This window comes from Stenotrophomonas sp. 96582_Sma (assembly GCF_056480905.1).
Genome location: NZ_CM151122.1, coordinates 1,855,122 through 1,879,033, shown reverse-complemented (window position 1 = coordinate 1,879,033; position 23,912 = coordinate 1,855,122). Strand labels below are relative to the sequence as shown.

20 protein-coding genes are annotated in these 23,912 nt (G+C 66.4%); 10 read left to right on the top strand and 10 right to left on the bottom strand.

What is annotated here, in order from left to right:
- Positions 1-5: 5 nt before the first annotated feature.
- The 4 genes from ACZK2R_RS08795 to cmk form a co-directional block, all read right to left on the bottom strand.
- The gene (locus tag ACZK2R_RS08795) at positions 6-290 is read right to left on the bottom strand and encodes a LapA family protein (protein ID WP_010484569.1); all 285 of its coding nucleotides are present in this window, start codon (positions 288-290) and stop codon (positions 6-8) included.
- 77 nt (positions 291-367) lie between these two features.
- Positions 368-673 carry an integration host factor subunit beta gene (locus ACZK2R_RS08790; RefSeq protein ID WP_005409286.1) on the bottom strand — a complete coding sequence of 102 codons (306 nt, stop codon included), beginning with the start codon at positions 671-673 and terminating at the stop codon, positions 368-370.
- A gap of 87 nt (positions 674-760) precedes the next feature.
- Positions 761-2,446 carry a 30S ribosomal protein S1 gene (gene rpsA, locus ACZK2R_RS08785; RefSeq protein WP_005416230.1) on the bottom strand — a complete coding sequence of 562 codons (1,686 nt, stop codon included), beginning with the start codon at positions 2,444-2,446 and terminating at the stop codon, positions 761-763.
- Between the two features lie 198 nt (positions 2,447-2,644).
- Positions 2,645-3,322 carry a (d)CMP kinase gene (cmk, locus tag ACZK2R_RS08780; protein ID WP_125895521.1) on the bottom strand — a complete coding sequence of 226 codons (678 nt, stop codon included), beginning with the start codon at positions 3,320-3,322 and terminating at the stop codon, positions 2,645-2,647.
- A 197-nt stretch (positions 3,323-3,519) separates the two neighbouring features.
- Here cmk and ykgO point away from each other — a divergent pair, with 197 nt between their 5' ends.
- From ykgO to ACZK2R_RS08750, 6 genes are all read left to right on the top strand, one after another.
- A complete protein-coding gene (gene ykgO, locus ACZK2R_RS08775) occupies positions 3,520-3,645 on the top strand; it encodes a type B 50S ribosomal protein L36 (RefSeq protein WP_005409283.1) in 126 nt (41 codons plus the stop codon).
- 176 nt (positions 3,646-3,821) lie between these two features.
- Positions 3,822-4,121 (top strand): hypothetical protein, encoded by a 300-nt coding sequence (locus ACZK2R_RS08770; RefSeq protein WP_423175526.1) that lies wholly within the window; start codon positions 3,822-3,824, stop codon positions 4,119-4,121.
- Between the two features lie 39 nt (positions 4,122-4,160).
- A complete protein-coding gene (locus tag ACZK2R_RS08765) occupies positions 4,161-5,198 on the top strand; it encodes an agmatine deiminase family protein (protein ID WP_032130076.1) in 1,038 nt (345 codons plus the stop codon).
- A gap of 162 nt (positions 5,199-5,360) precedes the next feature.
- Positions 5,361-6,248 (top strand): carbon-nitrogen hydrolase, encoded by an 888-nt coding sequence (locus ACZK2R_RS08760; RefSeq protein WP_005409280.1) that lies wholly within the window; start codon positions 5,361-5,363, stop codon positions 6,246-6,248.
- Positions 6,249-6,262: 14 nt separating this feature from the next.
- Complete coding sequence (locus tag ACZK2R_RS08755) at positions 6,263-6,793, top strand: GNAT family N-acetyltransferase (protein ID WP_107432020.1); 531 nt, start codon at positions 6,263-6,265, stop codon at positions 6,791-6,793.
- A 4-nt stretch (positions 6,794-6,797) separates the two neighbouring features.
- Entirely contained in the window at positions 6,798-8,018 is a 1,221-nt protein-coding gene (locus ACZK2R_RS08750) for a TraB/GumN family protein (RefSeq protein ID WP_143048236.1), read from the top strand.
- A gap of 140 nt (positions 8,019-8,158) precedes the next feature.
- Here the strand turns inward: ACZK2R_RS08750 and ACZK2R_RS08745 are convergent, their stop codons facing one another.
- Genes ACZK2R_RS08745 through ACZK2R_RS08735 form a run of 3 tightly spaced genes read right to left on the bottom strand, consistent with a single transcriptional unit; the run spans position 8,159 to position 15,911 of the window.
- Entirely contained in the window at positions 8,159-11,245 is a 3,087-nt protein-coding gene (locus ACZK2R_RS08745; RefSeq protein ID WP_180836847.1) for an efflux RND transporter permease subunit, read from the bottom strand.
- On the bottom strand, positions 11,242-14,763 hold the full coding sequence (locus ACZK2R_RS08740; protein ID WP_180836845.1) for an efflux RND transporter permease subunit: 3,522 nt from the start codon (positions 14,761-14,763) through the stop codon (positions 11,242-11,244). Before ACZK2R_RS08740 ends, ACZK2R_RS08745 begins: the two co-directional genes overlap by 4 nt.
- On the bottom strand, positions 14,760-15,911 hold the full coding sequence (locus ACZK2R_RS08735) for an efflux RND transporter periplasmic adaptor subunit (RefSeq protein WP_149909093.1): 1,152 nt from the start codon (positions 15,909-15,911) through the stop codon (positions 14,760-14,762). The genes ACZK2R_RS08740 and ACZK2R_RS08735 overlap by 4 nt, the downstream gene beginning before the upstream one ends.
- A 206-nt stretch (positions 15,912-16,117) precedes the next feature.
- On the opposite strand from ACZK2R_RS08735, the gene ACZK2R_RS08730 reads away from it, so the two are divergent.
- Both ACZK2R_RS08730 and ACZK2R_RS08725 read left to right on the top strand, forming a co-directional pair.
- On the top strand, positions 16,118-16,507 hold the full coding sequence (locus ACZK2R_RS08730; protein WP_012510782.1) for a c-type cytochrome: 390 nt from the start codon (positions 16,118-16,120) through the stop codon (positions 16,505-16,507).
- 9 nt (positions 16,508-16,516) lie between these two features.
- Positions 16,517-16,978 (top strand): c-type cytochrome, encoded by a 462-nt coding sequence (locus tag ACZK2R_RS08725; RefSeq protein ID WP_006361215.1) that lies wholly within the window; start codon positions 16,517-16,519, stop codon positions 16,976-16,978.
- A gap of 287 nt (positions 16,979-17,265) precedes the next feature.
- On the opposite strand, the gene ACZK2R_RS08720 is transcribed toward ACZK2R_RS08725, so the two are convergent.
- Positions 17,266-19,149, bottom strand: a complete 1,884-nt coding sequence (locus ACZK2R_RS08720) for an ATP-binding cassette domain-containing protein (protein ID WP_180836829.1) — start codon at positions 19,147-19,149, stop codon at positions 17,266-17,268.
- A gap of 256 nt (positions 19,150-19,405) precedes the next feature.
- Complete coding sequence (locus ACZK2R_RS08715; protein WP_180836827.1) at positions 19,406-20,281, bottom strand: LysR family transcriptional regulator; 876 nt, start codon at positions 20,279-20,281, stop codon at positions 19,406-19,408.
- A gap of 102 nt (positions 20,282-20,383) precedes the next feature.
- Between ACZK2R_RS08715 and ACZK2R_RS08710 the strand changes: the two genes are divergently transcribed.
- On the top strand, positions 20,384-21,463 hold the full coding sequence (locus ACZK2R_RS08710; RefSeq protein ID WP_180836825.1) for a YeiH family protein: 1,080 nt from the start codon (positions 20,384-20,386) through the stop codon (positions 21,461-21,463).
- Between the two features lie 84 nt (positions 21,464-21,547).
- A complete protein-coding gene (dbpA, locus tag ACZK2R_RS08705) occupies positions 21,548-22,924 on the top strand; it encodes an ATP-dependent RNA helicase DbpA (protein WP_049461879.1) in 1,377 nt (458 codons plus the stop codon).
- Positions 22,925-23,098: 174 nt separating this feature from the next.
- Here the strand turns inward: dbpA and ACZK2R_RS08700 are convergent, their stop codons facing one another.
- Positions 23,099-23,635 (bottom strand): adenine phosphoribosyltransferase, encoded by a 537-nt coding sequence (locus tag ACZK2R_RS08700; RefSeq protein WP_180836823.1) that lies wholly within the window; start codon positions 23,633-23,635, stop codon positions 23,099-23,101.
- Between the last annotated feature and the right edge of the window lie 277 nt (positions 23,636-23,912).

The following is a 23,912-nucleotide window of genomic DNA, read 5'->3' as shown; positions in this document are numbered from 1 at the left end:
TTCGATCAGCGTCCATCAAAAGATTGGGGGGAAGCAACCGGTGCCGGCGTGGCGACAGCGGACTTGTTGGCGCGGCGCAACTGGCTGTAGAGCGGAATGACCACGCTCACCAGCACCAGGCCGGCACCGACGATGACACCCACCAGCAGCGCGGCGATCAGGGCCACGCCTACCGAGGTATGCAGTTGGGTAAACAGCAGGTTGATCGACATCGCGGTCATGTTGACCGCACCGATGATCAACCCAAGGATCAGAACCGCCAGCAGGACCAGCAGACGAAAAACCTTCATGCGACAGCTCCAGTGGCAGGAGTCCGTAGCTTATCCGACTCGCGGCTGGATTCGCACGCGGTGGCGCGACGGAAGGCTCAGGCCGGATCGGCGTCCAGCGGCAGCACACTGCTGACCCGCTCACGCAGTTCCTTGCCCGGCTTGAAATGAGGGACGTGCTTGCCCGGCAGGGCAACCGATTCGCCGGTTTTCGGGTTGCGACCCAGGCGCGGCGGACGATAGTGCAGCGAGAAGCTGCCAAAACCACGGATTTCGATGCGATCCCCGGCGGACAGCGATCCGCCCATCATTTCCAGCAACGACTTCACCGCCAGATCGACATCATCGGCCTTCAGGTGCGCCTGGCGGCGCGCAAGGATTTCGATCAGTTCGGATTTGGTCATTACCGGCTCACATCAGGGGTATCTCAGCCTGAAACGGCCCGGGCAATGCCCGGGCCGTCCAGGAAACAACGAACAGCGTAAGGCCGATTACTCGGACTTGTTGCCGTTCAGCTGTGCACGCAGCAGCGCGCCCAGCTGGGTGGTGCCGCTGGAAGCCGAAGAGGACTGGTATTCCTCCAGCACTTCGCGCATTTCAGCGTCGTCCTTGGCCTTGATCGACAGCTGCAGGGTACGGCCCTTGCGGTCCATGCCCACGAACTTGGCTTCGACCTTGTCGCCGACCTTCAGGTGCTGGGTGGCGTCGTCAACGCGCTCGTTGGCGATGTCGCGTGCCGAGACGTAACCTTCGATGCCGTCAGCCAGCTCGATGATCGCGCCCTTGGCGTCGACTTCCTTCACCACGCCTTCGACCTTGGAGCCCTTCGGATTGGCAGCCATGTACTGGCCGAACGGATCCTGCTCCAGCTGCTTCACGCCCAGGGAGATGCGCTCGCGCTCCGGATCGACAGCCAGGACGACGGCGTCCAGGGTATCGCCCTTCTTGAAGTTGCGAACGACGTCTTCGCCGGTGGTGTTCCAGCTGATGTCGGACAGGTGAACCAGGCCGTCGATGCCGCCGTCCAGGCCGATGAAGATGCCGAAGTCGGTGATCGACTTGATCTGGCCCGACACCTTGTCACCCTTCTTGTGGGTGGCAGCGAAGGTCTCCCACGGATTGGCGGCAACCTGCTTCATGCCCAGCGAGATACGGCGACGCTCTTCATCGACGTCCAGCACCATCACTTCGACTTCATCACCAACCTGGACAACCTTGGACGGGTTGACGTTCTTGTTGGTCCAATCCATCTCGGAGACGTGCACCAGGCCTTCGACGCCCGGCTCGATCTCAACGAACGCACCGTAATCGGTGACGTTGGAGACCTTGCCGAAGACGCGGCTGTTGGCCGGGTAACGACGGCCGATGTTGTCCCACGGATCCTCGCCCAGCTGCTTCAGGCCCAGCGAAACGCGGTTGCGCTCGCGGTCGAACTTCAGCACGCGGACGTCCAGCTCGTCGCCGACGTTCACAACTTCCGACGGGTGACGCACGCGCTTCCACGCCATGTCGGTGATGTGCAGCAGGCCGTCGATACCGCCCAGGTCCACGAACGCGCCGTAATCGGTCAGGTTCTTGACGACACCCTTCAGGATCGCGCCTTCCTGCAGCTTGTCCATCAGCTGCTCGCGCTCTTCCGAGTGCTCGCTTTCGACGACAGCGCGGCGCGAGACCACGACGTTGTTACGCTTGCGGTCCAGCTTGATGAGCTTGAACTCGAGTTCCTTGCCTTCCAGGTAGGCCGGATCGCGCACCGGGCGCACATCGACCAGGGAACCCGGCAGGAAGGCGCGGACATCCTTGATGTCCACGGTGAAACCACCCTTGACCTTGCCGCTGATGCGGCCGGTGATGGTTTCGTTCTTTTCCAACGCTTCTTCCAGCTCGTCCCACACCATCGCGCGCTTGGCCTTCTCGCGCGACAGGACGGTTTCGCCGAAGCCGTTCTCGATCGAGTCGAGGGCGACCTTGACGATGTCGCCTTCGGCGACGTCGATTTCGCCAGCGTCGTTACGGAACTGTTCGATCGGCACGATGCCTTCGGACTTCAGGCCAGCGTTGATCACCACGACGTCGCCGCGGACTTCAACAACGGTACCGCTGACGATGGCGCCCGGCTTCAGCTTGGCCAGATTGGCCTGGCTGGCTTCAAACAGTTCGGCAAATGATTCGGTCATTAGATTTACTCTGTTGGACACATGGGTCGGTGGCGTCCCCTTCAGGGGAATGGCGACCGCCCGCCTGTTGGTCGACCCCGGAAACGCAGGTCGTGTGTAGTAGGAAAACCGCCACGCATCATTGCGCGACGGAGCTGGTACAGCACTGCTATGCGCGACCACCACCGATGCTGCTGGCAGTGCTCCCGCGCGAACGGATCAGGCAGCCGGAACCGGAAGCAGATCCATCACTCTGGCAACGACATCTGCGATGCCGATGCCTGTGGTGTCGATGAGGACAGCATCGTCTGCCGGCTTCAGGGGCGCCACGGTACGCTGAGCATCACGGGCGTCGCGGGCCATGATCTCGCGCAGGAGGTCATCAAAGTTAACAGAAACCCCCTTGTCTTTCAACTGCTTATGCCGGCGCTCGGCGCGCTCCTCGGCACTGGCGGTCAGGAAGACCTTGAAGGAGGCGTCCGGGAAGATCACCGTGCCCATGTCGCGGCCATCGGCGACCAGGCCGGGCAGCTCCCTGAATGCGCGCTGGCGCTCCTTCAGGGCAGCCCGGACCTCGGGAATGGCGGCGATGGCCGAGGCCAGCGCGCCGGTGGTCTCCAGGCGCAGCTCGTCGGTGGCATCGGTCCCGTTCACCATGACCCGCATGGCTTCACCCTGCTCGACAAACTGAACGTGGGTATCAAAGGTGCAGCGGACCAGCGCCGAGGCATCGGAGGTATCGATGTCGGCCCAGCTCGCGGCCACGCCCACTGCCCGGTACAGCGCGCCCGAATCCAGGTAATGCCAGCCCATCCGGCGCGCGATGATGCGGCTGATGGTACCCTTGCCAGCCCCTGAAGGGCCGTCGATGGTCAGGACGGGAGCGAGTGGATTCATGGGGTTCCCAGAGCGTGTGAAGGGGTCATTCTAGCCCCTGTCAGACGCCCCCAACGGGATCTTTTGTGCAACCACTTGAAACCACGAGGAAAAGCCCGGTAGAATGGCGGGCTTGAACGAGCGTCAACTGCCGATTGTCTTTCGCATATCGCGGCCACGCTCCACCCGAACAACTACTGTTTACGCCGAGGTATGCCATGAAAGTCCTGTCCTCCCTGAAGTCGGCGAAGGCCCGTCACCGTGACTGCAAGGTCGTGCGTCGTCGTGGCAAGATCTTCGTCATCTGCAAGTCGAACCCGCGTTTCAAGGCGCGTCAGCGCTAAGCCCAACAGCCTTCGCGGCTGCGGCTGGCCCTACGCGGGGCCGACCCGATGCAAAAAGCCGCCTTCGGGCGGTTTTTTGTTTATGCGGCTTTTTCCTGCCGTTTTTGCTGTAATCGCCTTTCTTGACCACTGGGGAGTAGATCGAGATGAAGCGTTACCTGTCCGCCCTGGCCGTGATGGCCACCCTGGCCACCGCCACGCCGGCGCTGGCCGATACCCTGCTTGTCGACCGTGCCCGCGAGAAGCCGGCCGGTGCCCTGCCCGTGCGCGGCCAGAGCATGCAGCAGGTACAGGCGCAGTTCGGCGCGCCGAGCGAGCAGCTGCAGCCGCGTGGCGGGCAGAAGCGGCAATGGCCGACCATCAACCGCTGGGTGTACCCGCAGTTCACCGTCTACTTCGAGAAGCAGAAGGTGATCGACGTGGTGGCCAACCAGGCGGACCCGAACGAAATCGGCCCGAAACCGCCGATCCGTTGATCCCTTTACCCGCCCTGGGCGGGCCTGTGTAGCGAGACCATGAACCAGACCCTTCGTTTTCCTGCCGAGTGGGAAGCCCAGAGCGGCGTCCTGATTGCCTGGCCCACCGCCGACACCGACTGGGCCGACCGCCTGGGCCAGGTGGAAGAGACCTACATCGCGCTGGTCGCGGCCATCACCCGCTTCCAGCCGGTGCTGATCTGCGTGGCCGACGACGATGTGGAGACCTATGCCGAGATGCGGCTGCGCTCCAACCGCATCGACATGGACAAGGTCCACTTCACCACGGCGGCCTACGACGATACCTGGTTGCGCGACTCCGGCCCGATCACCCTGCGCCGTGCCGACGGCGGCTTCCAGCTGCTGGATTTCCGCTTCACCGGCTGGGGCGGCAAGTTCGACGCCACCCTGGATGACCAGCTGGTGGGCGTGCTCGACCAGGCCGGCGTGTTCAACGACGCACCGGTGCGCAGCATTCCGTTCGCGCTGGAAGGCGGCGGCATCGAAACCGATGGCGAAGGCACCCTGCTGACCACCTGGAAGTGCCTGCACGAGCGCCACCCGGACCGCGACCGCGCCAGCCTGAGCGCCGACCTGGCCGACTGGCTGCAGCAGGACCGCGTGCTGTGGCTGGACCACGGCTACCTGGAAGGCGACGACACCGACGCGCACATCGATACCCTCGCCCGCTTCGCCTCGGCTGACAGCATCGTCTACCAGGCCTGCGACGACGAGAGCGACTCGCACTACGCCGAACTGCAGGCGATGGGCAATGAGCTGGCCGCGCTGCGTACCAAGGATGGCCAGCCGTACCGCCTGTTCCCGCTGCCGTGGGCACAGCCGGTGATCGACGAAGGCCGTCGCCTGGCTGCCTCGTACGCCAACTACCTGATCGTCAACGGCGCGGTGCTGATGCCGGCCTATGGCGATCCGGCCGATGACCTGGCCCGCGATGTACTGGCGCAGGCGCACCCGGGCCGCGAGATCGTGCAGGTGCCCTGCCGCTCGCTGATCTGGCAGAACGGCAGCCTGCACTGCATCACCATGCAGCTGCCGGCCGGGTTGTTGAAGGCCTGAGGATGGGTAGTGCCGGCCGCTGGCCGGCAACCATGCAATGCCTGATGGATTGACGGGGTTGCCGGCCAGCGGCCGGCACTACCAACACCCATTCAGCGCGCGACACGCCGTCGCCGCCCATCCGCGCTAACATGCAGGTTTTCCCCCGCAGGAACGCCCCGCATGAACTCGCGCAGCCCCCTTACCGTCGCCCTGATCCAGGAGCGCAACCACGGTGATGCCGCCGCCAACCTGGCGGTGATCGAAGCACGCGTGGCCGAGGCGGCTGCGCAGGGTGCCAAGCTGGTGCTGCTGCAGGAACTGCACAACGGCCCGTACTTCTGCCAGCACGAATCGGTGGACGAGTTCGACCTGGCCGAGCCGATTCCGGGCCCGAGCACCGAGCGCCTAGGCGCGCTGGCGAAGAAGCATGGCGTGGTGCTGGTCGGCTCGCTGTTCGAGCGCCGTGCTGCCGGCCTGTACCACAACACCGCCGTGGTGTTCGAGAAGGACGGTACGCTGCTCGGCAAGTACCGCAAGATGCATATCCCGGACGATCCGGGCTTCTACGAGAAGTTCTACTTCACCCCGGGCGACATCGGTTTCAAGCCGATCGATACCTCGGTGGGTCGCCTCGGCGTGCTGGTGTGCTGGGACCAGTGGTACCCGGAAGCGGCACGCCTGATGGCGCTGGCCGGCGCCGAGCTGCTGCTGTACCCGACCGCGATCGGCTGGGACCCGGACGACGTGCAGGACGAGAAGACCCGCCAGCGCGACGCCTGGGTGCTGAGTCACCGCGGCCACGCCGTGGCCAACGGCCTGCCGGTGCTGAGCTGCAACCGCGTCGGCCACGAGGCATCGCCACTGGGCGCGTCGGGCATCCAGTTCTGGGGCAACAGCCACGTGCTCGGCCCGCAGGGCGAATTCCTGGCCGAAGCCGGCACTGACGCCACCGTGCTGCTGTGCGATGTCGACCTGCAGCGCAGCGAGCACGTGCGCCGCATCTGGCCGTTCCTGCGCGATCGCCGCATCGACGCGTACGGTGACCTGCTCAAGCGCTACATCGACTGAGCCGGAGCCCGCGCATGGCCGTCCTCATCCGTGATGCCGGCCCGGCCGACATCGCCGCGATCACCGCGATCTACGCGGTGGAAGTGACCGACTTCGTCAACACCTACGAGTACGACATCCCCGACGCGACCGAGATGCTGCGCCGTATGCGCGACATCATCGATCGCGGCTTCCCCTACCTGGTCGCCGAGATCGACGGCCAGGTGGCCGGCTATGCCTACGCCAACACCTACCGCACCCGCGTTGCCTACCAGTGGACCGTGGAGAACTCGGTCTACGTCGATGCCGCGTTCCAGGGCCAGGGCGTGGGCACCGGCCTGCTGCAGGCCTTGATCGATGCCTGCGTGGCGCGTGGTTACCGGCAGATGGTGGCCGTGATCGGCGAACCGACCAACGCCGCGTCGATCAAGCTGCACGAACGCTTCGGCTTCGAGCTGGTCGGCGTGTTCCGTGGCCTTGGCCGCAAGCACGGCCGCTGGCTGGATACCGTGCAGATGCAGCGCGCGCTCGGCGATGGCGCCGACACCGCACCTTCCAATGAATGAACCCATGACCGAAACCCTTCCCGACACCGGCGACGACCTGTTCGCCGGCCAGCCGGTGCGCGTCGTTGAACGCGACGGCGTGCGTTATACCCTGCTGGGCACTGCCCACGTCTCCCGCGCCAGCGTCGAGGCGGTGGAAAAAGCCATCGACAGCGGCCGCTTCGATGCCGTTGCCGTTGAACTGGACCCACAGCGCCTGCAGGCGCTGAGCGATCCGGACACACTGGCCAAGCTCGATCTGGTCGAAGTGATCCGCAAGGGCCGCGTGGCCCTGTTCGCCGCCAACCTGGCCCTGTCCGCGTACCAGCGCCGCCTGGCCGAACAGCTCGACATCGAGCCGGGCGCCGAACTGAAGCGCGCGGTGGAACTGGCGCGCGAGCGCAACCTGCCGGTACACCTGATCGACCGTGAAGTCGGCCTGACCTTCCGCCGTGCCTCGCAACGGCTGGGCTTCTTCGGCAAGCTGAAGCTGGTCGCCGGGCTTGGCGCAGGTCTGTTCTCATCCGAGGAAGTGGGCGAAAACGAGATCGAGAAGCTCAAGCAGGGCGACATGCTGGAGTCGAGCTTCGGCGAGTTCGCCAGCGAGAGCCCGGCGCTGTACGAGACCATCATCGGCGAGCGTGACCGCTACATGGCCACGCGCCTGCGCGAGGAACACGACCCGCAGCAGCGTGAAGTGCTGGCGGTGGTGGGTGCCGGTCACCTTGCCGGGCTGGCCCGCTACCTGGAAACCGACACCGAAGCACCGGCACCGCTGCGCGCCGAGCTGGAAGCGGTGCCGAAGAAGCGCAACATTCCGTGGTTCACGCTGGGCATCCTGGCCATCGTGGCGACCGGCATCGGCGTGGGCTTCTACCGCGGTGGTCTGGGCGTGGGCACCGAACTGCTGGCGACCTGGGCGATGTATACCGGCGGCCTCGCCGGCCTGGGCTGCCTGCTGGCAGGCGGTCACCCGCTGAGCATCCTCACCGCGATCGCGGTGGCGCCGTTCAAGCCGTTCCGCCTGAGCATCCCGACCGGCGCATTCTCGGCGCTGGTGGAAGCGCGCCTGCGCAAGCCGGCGTATGAGGACTTCCTGAAGCTGCGCGACGATGCGCAAAGCCTGAAGGGCTGGTACCGCAATCGGGTCACGCGCGTGGTGCTGACGTTCATGCTGACCAACATCGGCAGCATGCTGGGCCTGTGGCTGACCACGTTCAAGGTGTGGGGCAAGGTGGCGGGTTGATTGTTCCGTGTAGCGTCGAGCCAAGCTCGACTGCGCTCTGGTAGGTGCCAACCTTGGTTGGCACGCCCTGCCCGGCAAAAAAAAGGGGAGGCCGCCCCACTACGACCGGCCTCCCCCACACCACAACACGTTGATGTGCATTACAGCCGGGCAGCGCCCGGCTCTACCATTTCCACTCCACGCGCGCGGCGGATCAACCGCGTCACGGCATTGCGCAGGTCATCCAGCACCGCATAGATGGTCGGCAGGAACAGCAGGCTGACCACCGTGGAGAACGCCAGGCCGCCGGCAATCGCGCGCGCCATCGGCGCGTACTCCGGGCCATTGCCGAACATCTGCGTATTGGTCAGCGAGATCGGCACCATCGCCAGGATCGCCGTGCCCATGGTCATCATGATTGGCCGCAATCGCTCGCGTGAGCCCTCCACCAGCGCCTGCGTGCGTCCCATGCCGCCGCGCCGCAGGTTGTTGATGTGCTCAATCATCACGATGCCGTTGTTCACCACCACGCCCATCAGCACCAGGATGCCGATGAAGGACATGATTCCGAACGAGGTGCCGGTGATCCAGAACAGCCAGAACACACCGAAGATCGAGAACAGCACGCCGCTCATGATCGCCGCCGGGAACAGCAGCGACTCGAACACCGCCGCCATCACCACGTAGATCATCACCAGCGCGATCAGCAGGTTGAACACCATCTGCTGCATCGCTTCGTCGTCGTTGCCGTAGTCGCCGCCATCGAAGGTGAAGCCATAGCCGGCCGGGAAGTTCATCGGCTTGAGCACCGATTCCATCGCCTTGCGGCCATCGGGCGCGGTGACCTTCTCGGCCAGGTTGGCCTTGATGGTCAGCGTGGTCTGGCGGTTGGTGCGTCCGATCTGGGTGGCTGACGAACCGACATCGACGGTGACCAGGCTCAACAGCGGCACGCTGCGGCCATCGCCGGTACGCACGCTGAAGCCGGCCAGGTCTTCCGGGCTGCTCTGCTCGGCGCCGGCGAAGCGCACCCATACCGGCACCTCGTTGTCGCCACGGCGGAACTCGCGCATCGGTGCACCGCGCAGCGCCAGGCCGACGAAGCTGGCTACCTGTTCGGCATTGAAGCCGAACGCCGCCGCACGCTCGCGGTCGACGCGCACCTTCAGTTCGCCGCCCTTCTCACCATTGTCGATGCGCACATCGCGCAGCTCGGTGCGCTGGGCCAGCAGCGGCACCACTTCCTGGCCGATCTCCTGCAGCATCGAACTGGAGTCGCCGACCAGCTGCACCTGCACGCCCTGGTTGCCGCCACCGCCGCCATCACCGCCCTGGTTGCCGACGAAGTAGTCGGTGCGGGCCGACTTCGGCAGGCCCTTGCGCAGTTCTTCCTGCAGCGCCTTGATGTCCTTGGCGTACTTCTCGTCCAGGGTGACCACGGTGGAGCTCCCTTCCTGCTCGCTGTACCAGGAGTACACCTGCTTGACGTGCAGGCGCTCGCGGTTGGCGTCGATCCAGTTCTCCACGCGCGCCACTTCCTCGGACATCTGCCGATAGGTGTAGGCGCCCTTCCACATGTAGCCGATGAAGATGTCCTTGCCGCCATCCCCTCCGAACATGTCGACCTTGGTCAGCTTCATCGGCACCAGGCTGACCAGCACCACCAGCACGATGCCGAGCAGGCTCCAGCCGCGATGGTGCAGCGACCAGTCCAGCAGCCTGGCGTAGCGGCGCTGCAGCCGCGCGATCAGGCCGGTCTGCGAGTGCACCAGCTTGGGCGTGGCCATGCGCGCGGACAGCATCGGGATCAGGCTGACCGCGACCAGCCACGAGGCCAGCAGCGAGACCGAGATGGTGATCGCGATCTGCGCCATGAAGATGCTGATGTTGTTGGTCTCGCCGAACAGGTTCGGCACGAACACGATGCAGTGGCACAGCGTACCGGCACTGAGCGCGATGGCCACGTTGCGGGTGCCGATGATCGAGGCCAGCCGCGGCTGCCCCGGCATGCGCTCGCGTTCCTGGTAGATGCTCTCCACCACCACCACGGCGTTGTCGACCAGCATGCCCACCGCCAGCAGCAGGCCCATCATGGTCAGGATGTTCAGCGTCACCCCGACGAAGTACATGAAGCCCAGGGTGATGGTGAAGCAGATCGGAATGGCCAGGGTCACCATCAGCGTGGACGGCCAATGGCGCAGGAAGAAGAACAGCACCGTGATCGACAGGATCAGGCCGACCGCACCGGCCTCGGCCAGTTCCAGCAGCGAGGAGGTCACCGCCTTGCCCTGATTGTCGATCACCTTGATCTGCACGTCGCGCATCGACGCTTCGGCACGGATCGATTCAACCTCGGCCAGTGCCGCGCGCGACACCTCCACCAGATTGGCACTGCGCTCCTTGAAGATATCCAGGCCAACCGCCGGGTTGCCGTCCAGGCGGCGCCCGTAGTTCATCCGCGCCGGCTTCAGGCGCACATCGGCGATATCGCCCAGGCGCAGGCCCTTGGCGTTGATCACCAGATCGCGCATTTCCTGCAGGTCGGTGATCTCGCCCACCGGCTGCACGCGCACGCGCTGGCCGTTGTCGTCGATCTGCCCGGCCGAGATCGAGAAATTCAGCGTACGCAGGCGCTCGCTCAGTTCATTGATGCTCAGGCCGTGCGCGTTGAGGCGGTTCGGATCGATGGCGATCTCCACCTCGTTCGGCGGCGCACCGGTGATGTCGACACGGGCCACGCCGGGAATGCGCTCGATGCGCCGCTTGAACTCGCGGTCGAGCATGTCATAGGCGGTGGTCAGGTCGGTGGTGCTGGCCAGGCGCACCTTCAGCACCGGCTGGTCGCTGCTGGACCACTTGAACACGTTGTAGCGCTGCAGGTCATCGGGCAGGTCGCTGCGGATCGCATCGATGCGCTCGCGTGCATCGGAGGCGGCGATGGCGATGTCGCGGTCCCAGTCACTGAACTCGATGTAGACCAGCGCCGCCTCGGAGGTGGCCGACGAGCGCATGCGCTTGATGCCGGTCATCGTCGCCAGCGATTCCTCGACTGGGCGGATGATGGTCCGTTCCACTTCCTCCGGGGTGGAGCCGGTGTACGGAATCTGCACGAACAGGAACGGCGCGGAGATGTCCGGCAGCGCTTCCAACGGCAACCGGAACGAAGCGATCAGGCCGATCACCACCAGCGAAACGAAACACATGATGGTGGTGACCGGACGGCGGATGGAGAACTCGGCCACACTCATGCCGGTTCCTCCGCACCCGCCGCACTGCCCGCTGCACCCGGCTCGATCTCACCGGCATGCTTGCGGCCACGTTCGCGGTAATACGCATCGCCACGACGGTCCATCAGGTCGTACACCACCGGGATCACCAGCAGGGTCAGCAGGGTCGACACCAGCAGGCCGCCGATCACGGTGATCGCCATCGGCGCGCGCACTTCAGCGCCCTCACCCATCGCCACCGCCAACGGCAGGAAGCCGAACAGCGTGCACAGCGTGGTCATGATGATCGGCCGCAGGCGCGAGCGCGCGCCTTCCACCAGCGCCTCGTGCTTTGCTACGCCGGCCTCGCGCAGCTGGTTGACCTTGTCGATCAGGATGATCGCGTTCTTGGTGACCAGACCGACCAGAAGGATCAGGCCGATGAACACCACCACCGAGATGGGCTTGCCGGTCAGCATCAGCGCCAGGATCGCGCCGACCAGCGCCAGCGGAATGGTGAACAGGATGACGAACGGATGCAGCAGCGATTCGAACTGCGAAGCCATCACCAGGTAGACCAGGAAGATCGCCAAGCCGAAGGCGAAGATCAACGACTTCGCCGCCTGCGCCAGCTCCTCACCCTGGCCACCGATGTGCAGGCCGACGCCCGCACCCAGCGGCTGCTCGGCGACCATCTGCTGCACCTCGCGCATGGCCGCGCCGAGGTCGATGTCGCGCAGGTTGGCCGACACCACCGCAACCCGGGTCTGGTCGGCGCGGTGGATTTCGCTGGGGCCAGTGGTGGCGACCACTTCGGCCACCGCGTCCAGCGTGACCGGACGGGTGCTGCCCGGGTTGACGATCAGCCGGCGGATGCTCTCCACGCTGGCGCGGTCGCCCTCCTGCGCACGCACCAGCACGTCGATCTTGCGGTCACGGAAGCTGTAGCGGGTTGCGACATCGCCGCGCACCTTCTTCACCACCACGTCGGCGATCTGGCGGGTGGTCAGGCCCAGCGCACCGGCACGCTCCTGGTCGAAGCGGATCTGGATCTCCGGGAAGCCCTCTTCCACCGTCGACTTCACATCGGCGTAGTGCGCGTTGCCGCGCAGCATCGCCGCCAGGCGCTGGCCGGCCACTTCCAGCGTGGCCATGTCCTGCCCGCGCAACTCGATTTCCAGCGGCGTGGAGAAGCTGAACAACGCCGGCCGCGCGAAGTCGACCTGTGCCCCCGGATGCTGGCCCATGGTGTCACGCAGGCGCTCGGTGATCTCGGCCTCGGTGCGTGCATTGCCACCGCCTTCCATCACCACGGTCAGTTTGCCGATGTTCTCGCCGCTCTCGGTGGGGCTGGCATCCAGGCGGGTGCCGCTGCCGCTGACACCGTACAGCGACGCCACGCCCTCGCCCTTGCCGTGCGCCAGCTGCAGCTCGCGTACCAGTGCATCAGTCTGCTTCAGCGGCGTGCCGGCCGGCAGCTTCACCGTCATCTCGAAACGGTCCTGCGCCAGCTGCGGGATCAGGTCGGCACCGAGCATCGGCACCAGCGCCATGGTCGCCACGAAGATGATCGAGGCGACACCCAGCACCTTGCCCGGATGCGCCAGTGCGCTCGGCAGCAGGCGCAGGTAACCGCGCTCGGCACCGGCATAGGGCTTCATCGCCAGATCGCTGGCCTTGCGCATCACCGGGCCCACCACCGCCACCACGCCACGCCACGCCCGCACCACCAGCCAGGCCAGCGCGTAGAAGCTCCAGCGCGCAGTCGCCACGGCACCACGACGGCCCAGTGCCACCGGCTTCTGCCAGCGGTTCTGCGGTTGCCACGGTTCGTTCGGCGCTTCTTCCGGGAACGCCAGCGGCGGCCGTCCCTTCAGCGAGCTCAGCATCGGGATCAGGGTCATCGACACCAGCAGCGAGATCGCGATGGCGATCGCCACGGTCAACGCCTGGTCGCGGAACAGCTGGCCAGCGATGCCATCGACGAACACCAGCGGCAAGAACACCGCGATGGTGGTCAGGGTGGAGGCGACCACCGCCATGCTCACTTCGCGGGTACCGGCGATGGCCGCCTGCAGGATGCCCAGGCCACGCTCGCGGGCCTTAGCGATGCTCTCCAGCACCACGATCGAGTCATCCACCACCAGGCCGGTGGCCAGTGCCAGACCGCCCAGCGACATCACGTTCAAGCTCAGGCCGAGCTGGCCCATGAAGAAGAACGTGGCGATGATCGAGACCGGCAGCGACAGGCTGATCACGAACGTGCTCCAGCCATCACGCAGGAACAGGAAGATGATCAGGATCGCCAGCAGGCCGCCGATCACTGCATCCTTCTTGACGTCGGCGATGGCGTGCTCGATGAAGCGCGACTGGTCCTCGATGGTGGTCATCTCGACATCGGACGGGAACGTGCCCTTGATCTGCTCCAGGCGCTTGCGCAGCGCTTCGGCGGTGGACACGGTATTGGCGTCGCCTTCTTTGTAGATCGCCAGTTCGACCGATTCCTTGCCGCCCAGGCGGATCACCGCTTCGCGCTCCTTGTAGCCCTGGCGCACGGTGGCCACGTCCTTCAGGCGCACCGGCACACCGTTGGCGACCACGCTGGAACCACCGCCGGACGATGCGCTCTGCGCCGCCGATGCCGCCGCGATGGCTGCCGCCGAACCGGTCGACGCGGCGATGTTGAACATCTGCTGCAACGCCGAGTCGGCCGCGCTGCCGTTCGACGCCTGGGTGGTGACCAGCAGGTTGCGGATCTCCTCCAGATCGGCGAACTGGTTGACGGTGCGCACCAGGAAGCGCTGCGAGCCCTCCTCCAGGCGGCCGCCAGAGATGTTGATGTTCTCGTCCTTCAGGCGCTTGATGACGGTGTCGATCGGCAGGTTCAGCTGGGCCAGCTTCTGCTGGTCGATGTCGACCTGGATCTCGTCTTCCAGGCCACCGCCGACCTTGACCGCCGCCACGCCGCTGACCGGCTCCAGCTTCTTCTTCAGGTCTTCATCGGCATAGCGGCGCAGGCCGGTCAGCTCGCGGACCGCATCGGCATCGCTGGTCGGCGCCACCTTGTTCGACAGCACCAGGCGCATGATCGGCTCGGTGGACGGATTGAAGCGCAGCAGCACCGGGGCCTTGGCCTCCAGTGGCAGGTTCAGCGCTTCCATCTTGTCGCGCACCTCCAGGCTGGCCTGGTCCATGTTGGTGCCCCAGGCGAACTCCAGCACTACATCACTCTGGCCGGTGCGCGAGACCGACTTCAGCTTGCGCAGGTTCTTGACCACGCCGACCGCTTCTTCAACCGGCTGGGTGATCAGGGTTTCGATTTCGGTCGGCGCCGAACCGGTGTACTCGGTGCGCACGGTCAGCGTCGGGTAGCTCAGGTCGGGCAGCAGGTTGACCTTGAGGTTGCCCAGCGCGATCAGGCCGAACAGCAGCAGCGTGACCGTGCACATGGCGATAGTCACGCGACGGCGGGTGGCGAATTCCACCAGGCCGCCGCGCATGCCGGCGGCGGCGCCGTCGCTCGCCGGCGAGGCACCGTGGTCGTGGCCCGGGGCGGTCATTGCGTGCTCCCGGCCTTGTCTGCCGGCTTGGCGGCCGCTGCGACCGTCTTCGGCTTTGCCTTCGGATCGGCGATCACCTGCACTGCGGTGCCGTCGCGCAGGGCGACCTTGCCGGCGGTGACCACCTGATCACCGGCCGCCAGGCCATCACGGATCTCCACCCACGGGCCCTCGGCGTAACCCAGCTTGACCGGAACGCGTGCGACCTTGCCTTCGCGCACCCGGAACACCGCCGGCTCACCATCGTCGAGCAGCGCCAGGCGCGGCACCACCAGCGCATCGGCACGCTGGTCGTAATCGATGCGGATGCGCCCGAACATGCCGGGCTGCAGCGCATGTGCGGCGCCATCGAAGGCGCTGACCACGCGAAACGTACCGCTGCCCGAATCCACCACCGGCGCGATGCGATCGACGGTGCCGGTGAAGCTCTGGCCCGGCAGCGCATCGGCAGCCAGCGTCACCGGCTGGCCGGCGCGCAGGGTGGCCAGCTCGCGCTCGGGCACGTTGAGGGTGGCTTCCAGCCGCGAGTTGTCGACGATGCGGAAGATCGGCGTGTTGATCTGCACGAAGTTGCCGGTCTTGATCGAGCGCGACGCGATCACGCCGGAGATCGGCGCCACCACCGTGGTGTAGGACAGTTCCAGCGTGGCCAGGCGGTACTGCGCGCGTACGTTTTCCAGGTCGTAACGCAGCTGGTCGACGTCGGCGGCGCTGACCATCTGCTGGCCCACCAGTTTCTGCGCGCGCTGGTAGTTGTTTTCCAGCTTGCGCATCTGCGCTTCGCTCTGCGCCACAGCCAGCCGAGCGCGGTCCGGGTCCAGCCGCACCAGCGGCTGGCCGGCGGTGACCCGCTGGCCTTCTTCGACCAGCACCGCCAGCGCCACGCCGGAAGTCTTGGCCACCACCTGCGACTCGGCGCGTGGTTCCAGCGCAGCGGTACCGGTGTAGCTGGCCGCGACAGCACGGTGGCTGGCCACGGCCACTTCGACCGGGACCGCATCGACCTTCTTCTCCTCCTTGGTCTCGGCGGCCTTGGCTTCGGAATTGGGCCCTGCGGCGCAACCGCCCAGCAGCAGGGAGGTGGAGATCAGCAGTGCGGCAGCGCAGATTCCGCTGCGACGGCCGGACAGGAAGGTTGGGTGCGACATCGTCAGATCCCTGGAGGATGCGTGGACAGGTGTGGTAGCAAAGTAATGCACCACTTCACGGCAACACCATATCCCAAAGGTCATGGTGTCTTCGTGCCGCTGGTCGGCCCGCCCCCCATTTCAGCTAGATGAAACCTGGGGCTATACTCGGGTCGTTCCGTACCCCACGCCGGAACGACCAGACCCGAATCCCCGGAAACGACACCATGCGCCCGCAGCCGCTCGCCGCTTGTCTCGCTCTGGCCGTCCTCCTGCCCCTTGGGGCCGCCGCACAGCCCGCTCCTGCTCCTGCCACACCCGCCCCGGCTCCGGCGCCCGCCGCCGCGCCGCAGGCCACCGCTCCCACCGGCAACTTCGACAATGGCCGTGTCCTGGCCTACACCTGCCAGGGGTGCCATGGCATCACCGGCTACAAGAACGCCTACCCCAGTTACCGGGTGCCGAAGATCGGCGGCCAGACCCAGCAGTACCTGGCCCAGGCCCTGACCGAGTACCGCCAGGGCAAGCGCAGGCATCCGACGATGCAGGCGCAGTCGATGAGTTTCAGCGAACAGGAGATCGCCGATCTCTCTGTTTACCTGTCCACCGTCAAGTAAGGCCCGCCCATGTCGAAAGCCGCGCATCCGATGCGTCACGCCATCGCCCTGTCCGTTGCCCTGCTGCTGGCCGCCTGTTCACAGTCGCAGGTGGAAAACAGCGAGAAATCCGCCGCCGACCCGGGCCATGCCAGCGGCGAACACGGTTCTTCATCCTCTGCCGGCCTGCCACCAGGCCGCGAGGCCGCCGGTGAAGCCCGCGCCAAGGTGAAGAGCAAGGCCACCAACCAGAGCTGCATCGACTGCCACGGCGCCGACGGCAACGCGCCGATCGATGCGACCTACCCGAAGCTGGGTGGGCAGTACGGTGATTACCTGGCGCATGCGCTGCAGGCCTACCGTGCCGGTGACCGCCAGCATGCGCTGATGACGCCGCAGGCGAAGGACCTGAGTGATCAGGACATCGCCGATCTGGCCGCGTACTTCGGCAGCCGGCCGAGCCAGCTGCGGGATCTGCACGGGGTTAAATGACCACGCTGCGCGGATCATGACTGCTGCAATCTGAGGCGTTCATGGGCGTTACTTTTCTTTGCGCGCAAAGAAAAGTAACCAAAAGAAACGCTCCGCCGTCCGCGAGCCGATGCTGCGCACCGGCACCCTGCGCTCCTCGGCCCACCGAGGGACGGCGCGGGAACTCGCTACGCTCAGACACCCGCGCCTCTTCGCCCTCGCCGGACCTGCGGTGCTCGGCTCGCTTCAAGGCGGAATCAGATCAAAAGCCACAGCCGCCCGCCGGGCGAGACGGCCGTGGCAGACGCTCAGCCTTCCAGCTCTTCCCAGCGCGCGTACGCCGCATCCAGCTCGGCCTGCACCTTGGCCAGCTGCTGGGTGTGCGCCGCCACTTCAGCGCTGCTGCGGGTGTAAAACGACGGGTCGTTCATCGCCGAGGTCAGCCCTTCGACGTCGCCTTCCAGCTTCTCGATGGTCTTCGGCAGCTGCTCCAGCTCGCGTGCTTCCTTGTAGGCCAGCTTGCGCTTGGGCGCGGCCGGCGTAGCGGCCGCTGCAGCAGGTGCAGCTGCGGCTGGCTTGGCGGCAGCCACCACCGCCGGCGCGGCGGCAATGCTGCTGGCGTACCGCTGCCAGTCGCTGTAGCCACCCACGTACTCACCGATCACGCCGTCGCCTTCCATCACCAGCGTGGAGGTCACCACGTTGTCAATGAAGTCACGGTCATGGCTGACCAGCAGCAGCGTGCCGGTGTACTCGCCCAGCAGCTCTTCCAGCAGCTCCAGGGTTTCCACGTCGAGGTCGTTGGTCGGTTCGTCCATTACCAGCAGGTTGGACGGCTGCGCGAACAGCTTGGCCAGCAGCAGGCGGTTGCGCTCGCCACCGGACAGGCGGGTGATCGGCGCACGCGCACGTTCCGGGGTGAACATGAAGTCCTGCAGGTAGGCATGCACATGCTTGCGCTTGCCGTTGAACTCGAGGAAATCGCGGCCTTCGGCCACGTTCTCGATCGCGCTCCAGTCTTCGCGCAGCACCGCGCGGTACTGGTCGAAATAGGCGATCTGCAGATTGGTGCCCGCGTTGACCTCGCCCTTGGCCGGCTGCAGTTCGCCCAGCAGCAGCTTCAGCAGCGTGGTCTTGCCGCTGCCGTTGGGGCCGATCAGGCCGATGCGGTCGCCACGCAGGATGGTGGTGGTGAAATCGCGGACCATGGTGCGCTCGCCGAAGGCGAACGAAATGTCCTTGACGTCGATGACCTTCTTGCCGGAGCTGACGCCTTGGGCAGCTTCCATCTTGACGTTGCCACTGAGGTCGCGGCGCTGCGAGCGTTCGGTGCGCATCGCCTTCAGGCGGCGCACGCGGCCTTCGTCGCGGGTACGACGGGCCTTGATGCCTTGGCGGATCCAGACTTCTTCCTGCGCCAGCAGCTTGTCGAAACGGGCGTTTTCCTGCGCCTGCGCGTTGAGGCGTTCCTCGCGGCGGCGCTCGTAGTTGGCCCAGTCGCCCGGCCAGCTGGTGACCTGGCCGCGGTCGATCTCGACGATGCGGGTGGCCAGTGCACGCAGGAAGCGACGGTCGTGGGTGACGAACACCACGCTGCCGCTCCAGCCCTTCAGGAACGCTTCGAGCCAGTCGATGGCTTCGATGTCCAGGTGGTTGGTCGGTTCGTCCAGCAGCAGCACGTCGGGGCTGGACACCAGCGCGCGGGCCAGCAGCACGCGGCGCTTCATGCCACCGGACAAGCGGCCGAACTCGGCCTCGCCATCCAGGTCGAGCTTGGTCAGGGTTTCGCTGACGCGCTGGTCCAGGCCCCAGCCGTTGGCGGCGTCGATCTTGGCCTGCACGTTGCCGAGCGCTTCGCCATCGAACACCTCGGCATGGCTGAGGTGGTGGAATTCGGCCAGCCACTGGCCCAGTTCGCCGAGGCCATCGGCGACGACGTCGAACACCGAGCCGGCGGCGCCATGCGGCACTTCCTGCTCCAGGCGGGTGACGCGCACGCCCTGCTGCACGCGGACTTCGCCATCATCAGGCTTGTGGTCGCCGGACAGCAGCTTGAGCAGGGTGGATTTGCCGGCGCCGTTGCGGCCGATCAGGGCGATGCGTTCGCCCGGCTCGATCGACAGTTCGGCCTTTTCCAGCAACAACGGGCCGCCGACGCTGAAGTCGACGTTCTGTAGGGTAATCAGAGGCATCCGGCCATTGTACCGGTTGGGGGCGTCGGCCGGGCTGCACCCGGCACCCGCGGTAGTGCCGGCCGCTGGCCGGCAACCTCAACGGCAACGTCAAAAGCGGGTTTCCTGCGGGATGGCGGAGTGGATCCCGCGATCTGTCGGAACGGCATTCTGCTCTGGTGGGTGTCGACCCTGGTCGACACAGTAGATCCACGCCATGCGTGGATGAGCACTACAAGAAGTGTCGATGGATGGAATCAACTGGGGTTCTGATGGATTACCCCACCTCCCCCAGCAACGCCTGCAACCCCGGCAGCCACTGCTTGCCGGGATGCCGTACCAGCCACAGGGTGCGCTGCAGGGCGGGCAACGGGGTCTCAAGCACGCGCAGGCGGCCGAGGGCCAGCGGCTCTTCCAGCGCATGACGCGAGAGACAGGCCAGACCGAGCCCGGCGATGGCGGCCTGCTTGATCGCTTCGGTATTGCCCAGCTGCAGGGTCTGCGCGAAACCGCGCAGGTGCGGCAACAAGGCCTGCTCCACCGCTTCGCGGGTACCCGAGCCGGGTTCGCGCAGCAGCCAGCGTGCGCGGCGCAGTTCGTCCAGCGACCAGCGCGCGGGGGCATCGGCGGCCGCCACAATCACCAGCGGGTCCTGCTGCCAGGCCGTGACCTGCAGGCCGCGCTCGTGGCACGGGCCTTCGATCAGGCCGGCGTCCACGTCCAGTCGCTGCACGGCGGCGACCACGCCGGCACTGTTGTCGATGCGCAGGTCGACTTCCGCCTGCGGCGCCTGCCGCAGCAGTTCGGCAATGCGCGGCGGTAGCAGGTAATTGCCGATGGTGGTGCTGGCGGCCAGCACCAGCCGCAGTGGCGCGCCCTGCGACGGGTCACCGCCGGCGGCGAGCTGGCGCTCGAGGTCGGCGGCGTTGACCAGCAGCGTGCGCGCGGGTTCCAACAGGGCGCGGCCGTGGCCATTCAGCGCCAGGCGGCGGCCGATGCGGTCGAACAGGGGCGTGCCGAAGTGCGCTTCCAGCTCCTGCAGGGCGGCGCTGCTGGCCGACTGCGAAAGCGCAATGGCCTGGCCGGCAGCAGTGGTGCTGCCATGGTCGGCGATGGCGACGAAGACCTGCAGCTGGCGCAAGGTCAGGCGCATGCTATTTACCCGTTTGATAGGTAGGTTTCACCCATATTATTCGTTTTACAGGTCAGAGACTCAGGCGCACGCTTGCCACGTCACCCCAGCCCTGCCCCTGTCATGAACGCCCCCGCTCTCTCCTCCTGGTCCCTGCCCGCCCTGCGCCAACGCTGGCAGCCGCGTCTGCCCGGCCTTCTGCTGGTGGGCCTGATCGCGGCGGCGTCGCTGTACCTGGCCGAGCTTCCCTGGTTGCAGGCGCATGGCCTGAGTGCACTGACCGTCGCCATCGTCGCCGGCATCGTGGTCGGCAACACCCTCTACCCGCGGCTCGCGCCAAGCAGCGCGGCCGGCGTCGGTTTCTCCAAGCATTGGCTGCTACGCGCCGGCATCGTGCTGTACGGCCTGCGCCTGACCTTCCAGGACATCGGCCATGTCGGCGTCAGCGGCGTGCTGATGGACGTGCTGGTGGTGGCCAGCACCTTCGGACTGGCCTGCTGGCTGGGCATGCGCGTGTTCAAGATGGAACGCGAGGCGGCGATGCTGATCGGTGCCGGCAGCGCGATCTGCGGCGCGGCAGCGGTGATGGCCGCCGAACCGGTGGTGCGTGGCCGTGCTGCGCAGGTCACGGTAGCGGTGTCGACAGTGGTGGTGTTCGGCACGCTGGCGATGTTCCTGTATCCCGCCCTGTATGCGCTGGTGCAGTCGCACGGCTGGCTGGCGATGGACGCGCAGCAGTACGGCTTGTTCACCGGTGCGACGGTGCATGAAGTGGCACAAGTGGTGGCGGCTGGCCGCGCGGTCAACGAAGCGGCGGCCGATACCGCAGTGATCACCAAGATGGTGCGGGTGATGCTGCTGGCGCCGTTCCTGGTCGCGCTGTCGCTGTGGCTGGCGCGTGGCGGCAAGGCCGGCGCCGACGGCAGCAAGGCGCGCATCGTGGTGCCGTGGTTCGCGTTCGGTTTCGTGGCGGTGGCCGGTTTCAACTCGCTGCATCTGCTGCCGGCCAGCCTGCAGGCGGGGCTGGTGCAGCTGGACACCGTGCTGCTGGCGATGGCGATGGCCGCGCTGGGCCTGACCACCCACGTCTCGGCGCTGCGCCAGGCAGGCCTGAAGCCGCTGCTGCTGGCACTGATCCTGTTCGCCTGGCTGCTGTTCGGGGGCCTGGCGATTCACCAGGGCGTGCTGGCGGTGCTTGGCTGAGCAGGAGCGTGCCGACCAAGGTCGGCACCCACATGGATGAAGGCCCCAGGACGGGGCCGGCCGCGCGGACGGGTACAATGCGCCATGACTGACTTCTCGACCCTGCCGCTGAGCCCGGCCCTGCAGCCCGGCCTGGACGCCCTCGGCTACACCACCCTTACCCCCGTGCAGGCGCAGAGCCTGCCGGCCATCCTGGATGGCCGCGATGTGATCGCACAGGCGCCGACCGGCAGCGGCAAGACCGCCGCCTTCGGCCTCGGCCTGCTGCAGGCCATCGACCCCAGCCTGATCCGCGTGCAGGCGCTGGTGCTGTGCCCGACCCGCGAATTGGCCGACCAGGTCGGCAAGCAGATCCGCAAGCTGGCCACCGGCATCCCCAACCTGAAGCTGCTGCTGCTGGTCGGCGGTGTGCCGCTGGGCCCGCAGCTGGCGTCGCTGGAAGGCCACGACCCGCACGTGGTGGTCGGCACTCCTGGCCGTGTGCAGGAGCTTGCACGCAAGCGCGCGCTGAATCTTGGCGCGGTGCGCACGCTGGTGCTGGACGAAGCCGACCGCATGCTCGACATGGGCTTCGAGGAGCCGATCCGCGAGATCGCCGGCCGCACCCACAAGGATCGCCAGAGCCTGCTGTTCTCGGCCACCTTCCCCGACAGCATCCGCACCATGGCGCGTGACCTGCTGCGCGACGCGGTGGAAGTGACCGTGGAAGGCGCCGACCAGGCCCCAGCCATCCGCCACCTGTTCTGCGAGGTGGAACCGGCACATCGCCAGAAGGCACTGGCCGGCCTGCTGCTGAAGTACACGCCGGAATCGGCGGTGGTGTTCTGCAACACCCGCAAGGACGTGGACGAAGTGGCCAACTCGCTGCAGCAGTTCGGCTTCTCCGCACTGGCCCTGCACGGCGACATGGAGCAGCGCGACCGCGAGGAAGTGTTGTTGCTGCTGGCCAACCGCAGCTGCAACGTACTGGTGGCCAGCGATGTGGCCGCACGCGGCCTGGACGTGGAAGAGCTGGCGGCGGTGATCAACTACGAGCTGCCGACCGACGTGGAGAGCTACCAGCACCGCGTGGGCCGTACCGGCCGTGCCGGTGCCAGCGGCCTGGCGATCAGCCTGGTTGCCGGCCGCGAGAAGACCCGTGCCGAAGCCATCGAAGCGCAGATGGGGCAGCCGTTGGACTGGCAGAAGACACCGCTGGCGACTTCGCGCCCGGCCGAGCTGCCGCAGGCAGCGATGCGTACGCTGCGTATCGACGGCGGCAAGACTGACAAGCTGCGCCCGGGCGACATCCTCGGTGCACTGACCGGCGACGCCGGCCTGTCGAGCAAGTTCATCGGCAAGATCGCGATCTTCCCGACCCGCTCCTATGTGGCGATCGCGCGTGAGCAGGCCAACAAGGCCGTAGCCAAGCTGGAAGCCGGCAAGATCAAGGGCCGTCGTTTCCGCGTGCGGATGATGTGACTGAAGCAGCGTTGCCAACCACGGTTGGCAGCGACGTGACCTGGTAGCGGCCAACCTTGGTTGGCCCATCCGTGGCGCCAGTCGCGAAAGGCGCTGCCAACCAAGGTTGGCAACTACCGGCTCCAGGCCATTCGCTCTGGTAGATGCCAACCTTGGTTGGCACCTACCCTTCGATCAGAACACCAGTTCGGTGTGCAGCGGCAGGCCCGCTTCCCAACGGGCGCGGCCACCAAGGCCGTCCAGTTCGACCAGTACACCGGCACCGACCACGTCAACGCCCAGGCGGCGCACCAGCGACAACGCGGCGACCAGCGTGCCGCCCGTAGCCAGCACGTCGTCGATGATCGCCACGCGGGCACCGGCCGACAGCGCATCGGCGTGCACTTCGATGCAGTCGCTGCGGTATTCCAGCGTGTATTCCTCGCGCAGCACCTGGCCCGGCAGCTTGCCCGGCTTGCGCACCGGCACGAAGCCGACGCCCAGTTCCAGCGCCATCGCGGCGCCGAGGATGAAGCCGCGCGATTCGATGCCGACCACCGCGTCCAGCTTCTGGTCGCGCCAGCGGTCGGCCATCGCGGTGATGGCACCGCGGAAGTCCTCGCCGTGGGCGAGCAGCGGCATGATGTCCTTGAACAGGATGCCGGGCTTGGGGAAGTCGGCGATGTCGCGCAGGCGGGAGGCCCACTGCGGAGCGACGATGGCGTCGGTCATGTCACGTTGGCTATCTGATGGCGGCATAGGGTACCTGTTCCGGGCGCCGCCTGCCTGTTGGGGGTGTTCGGCCGGGCTGCGCCCGGCACCTGCAGAGGCTACCGCGCAAGCAAAAGCGAAAGCAAAAGCCGCATTCCGAGAGATGGCGGGGTGGGTCCGGTTGCGGGAGACGCCGTAAACCCGTCCATGGGGGCTTGGCCGCGGCATCCATGCCGCGGACACTCCCGCAACCGGACCCACCCCGCCTTCGACAGACTTCTGCGATCTGTTGATCCAT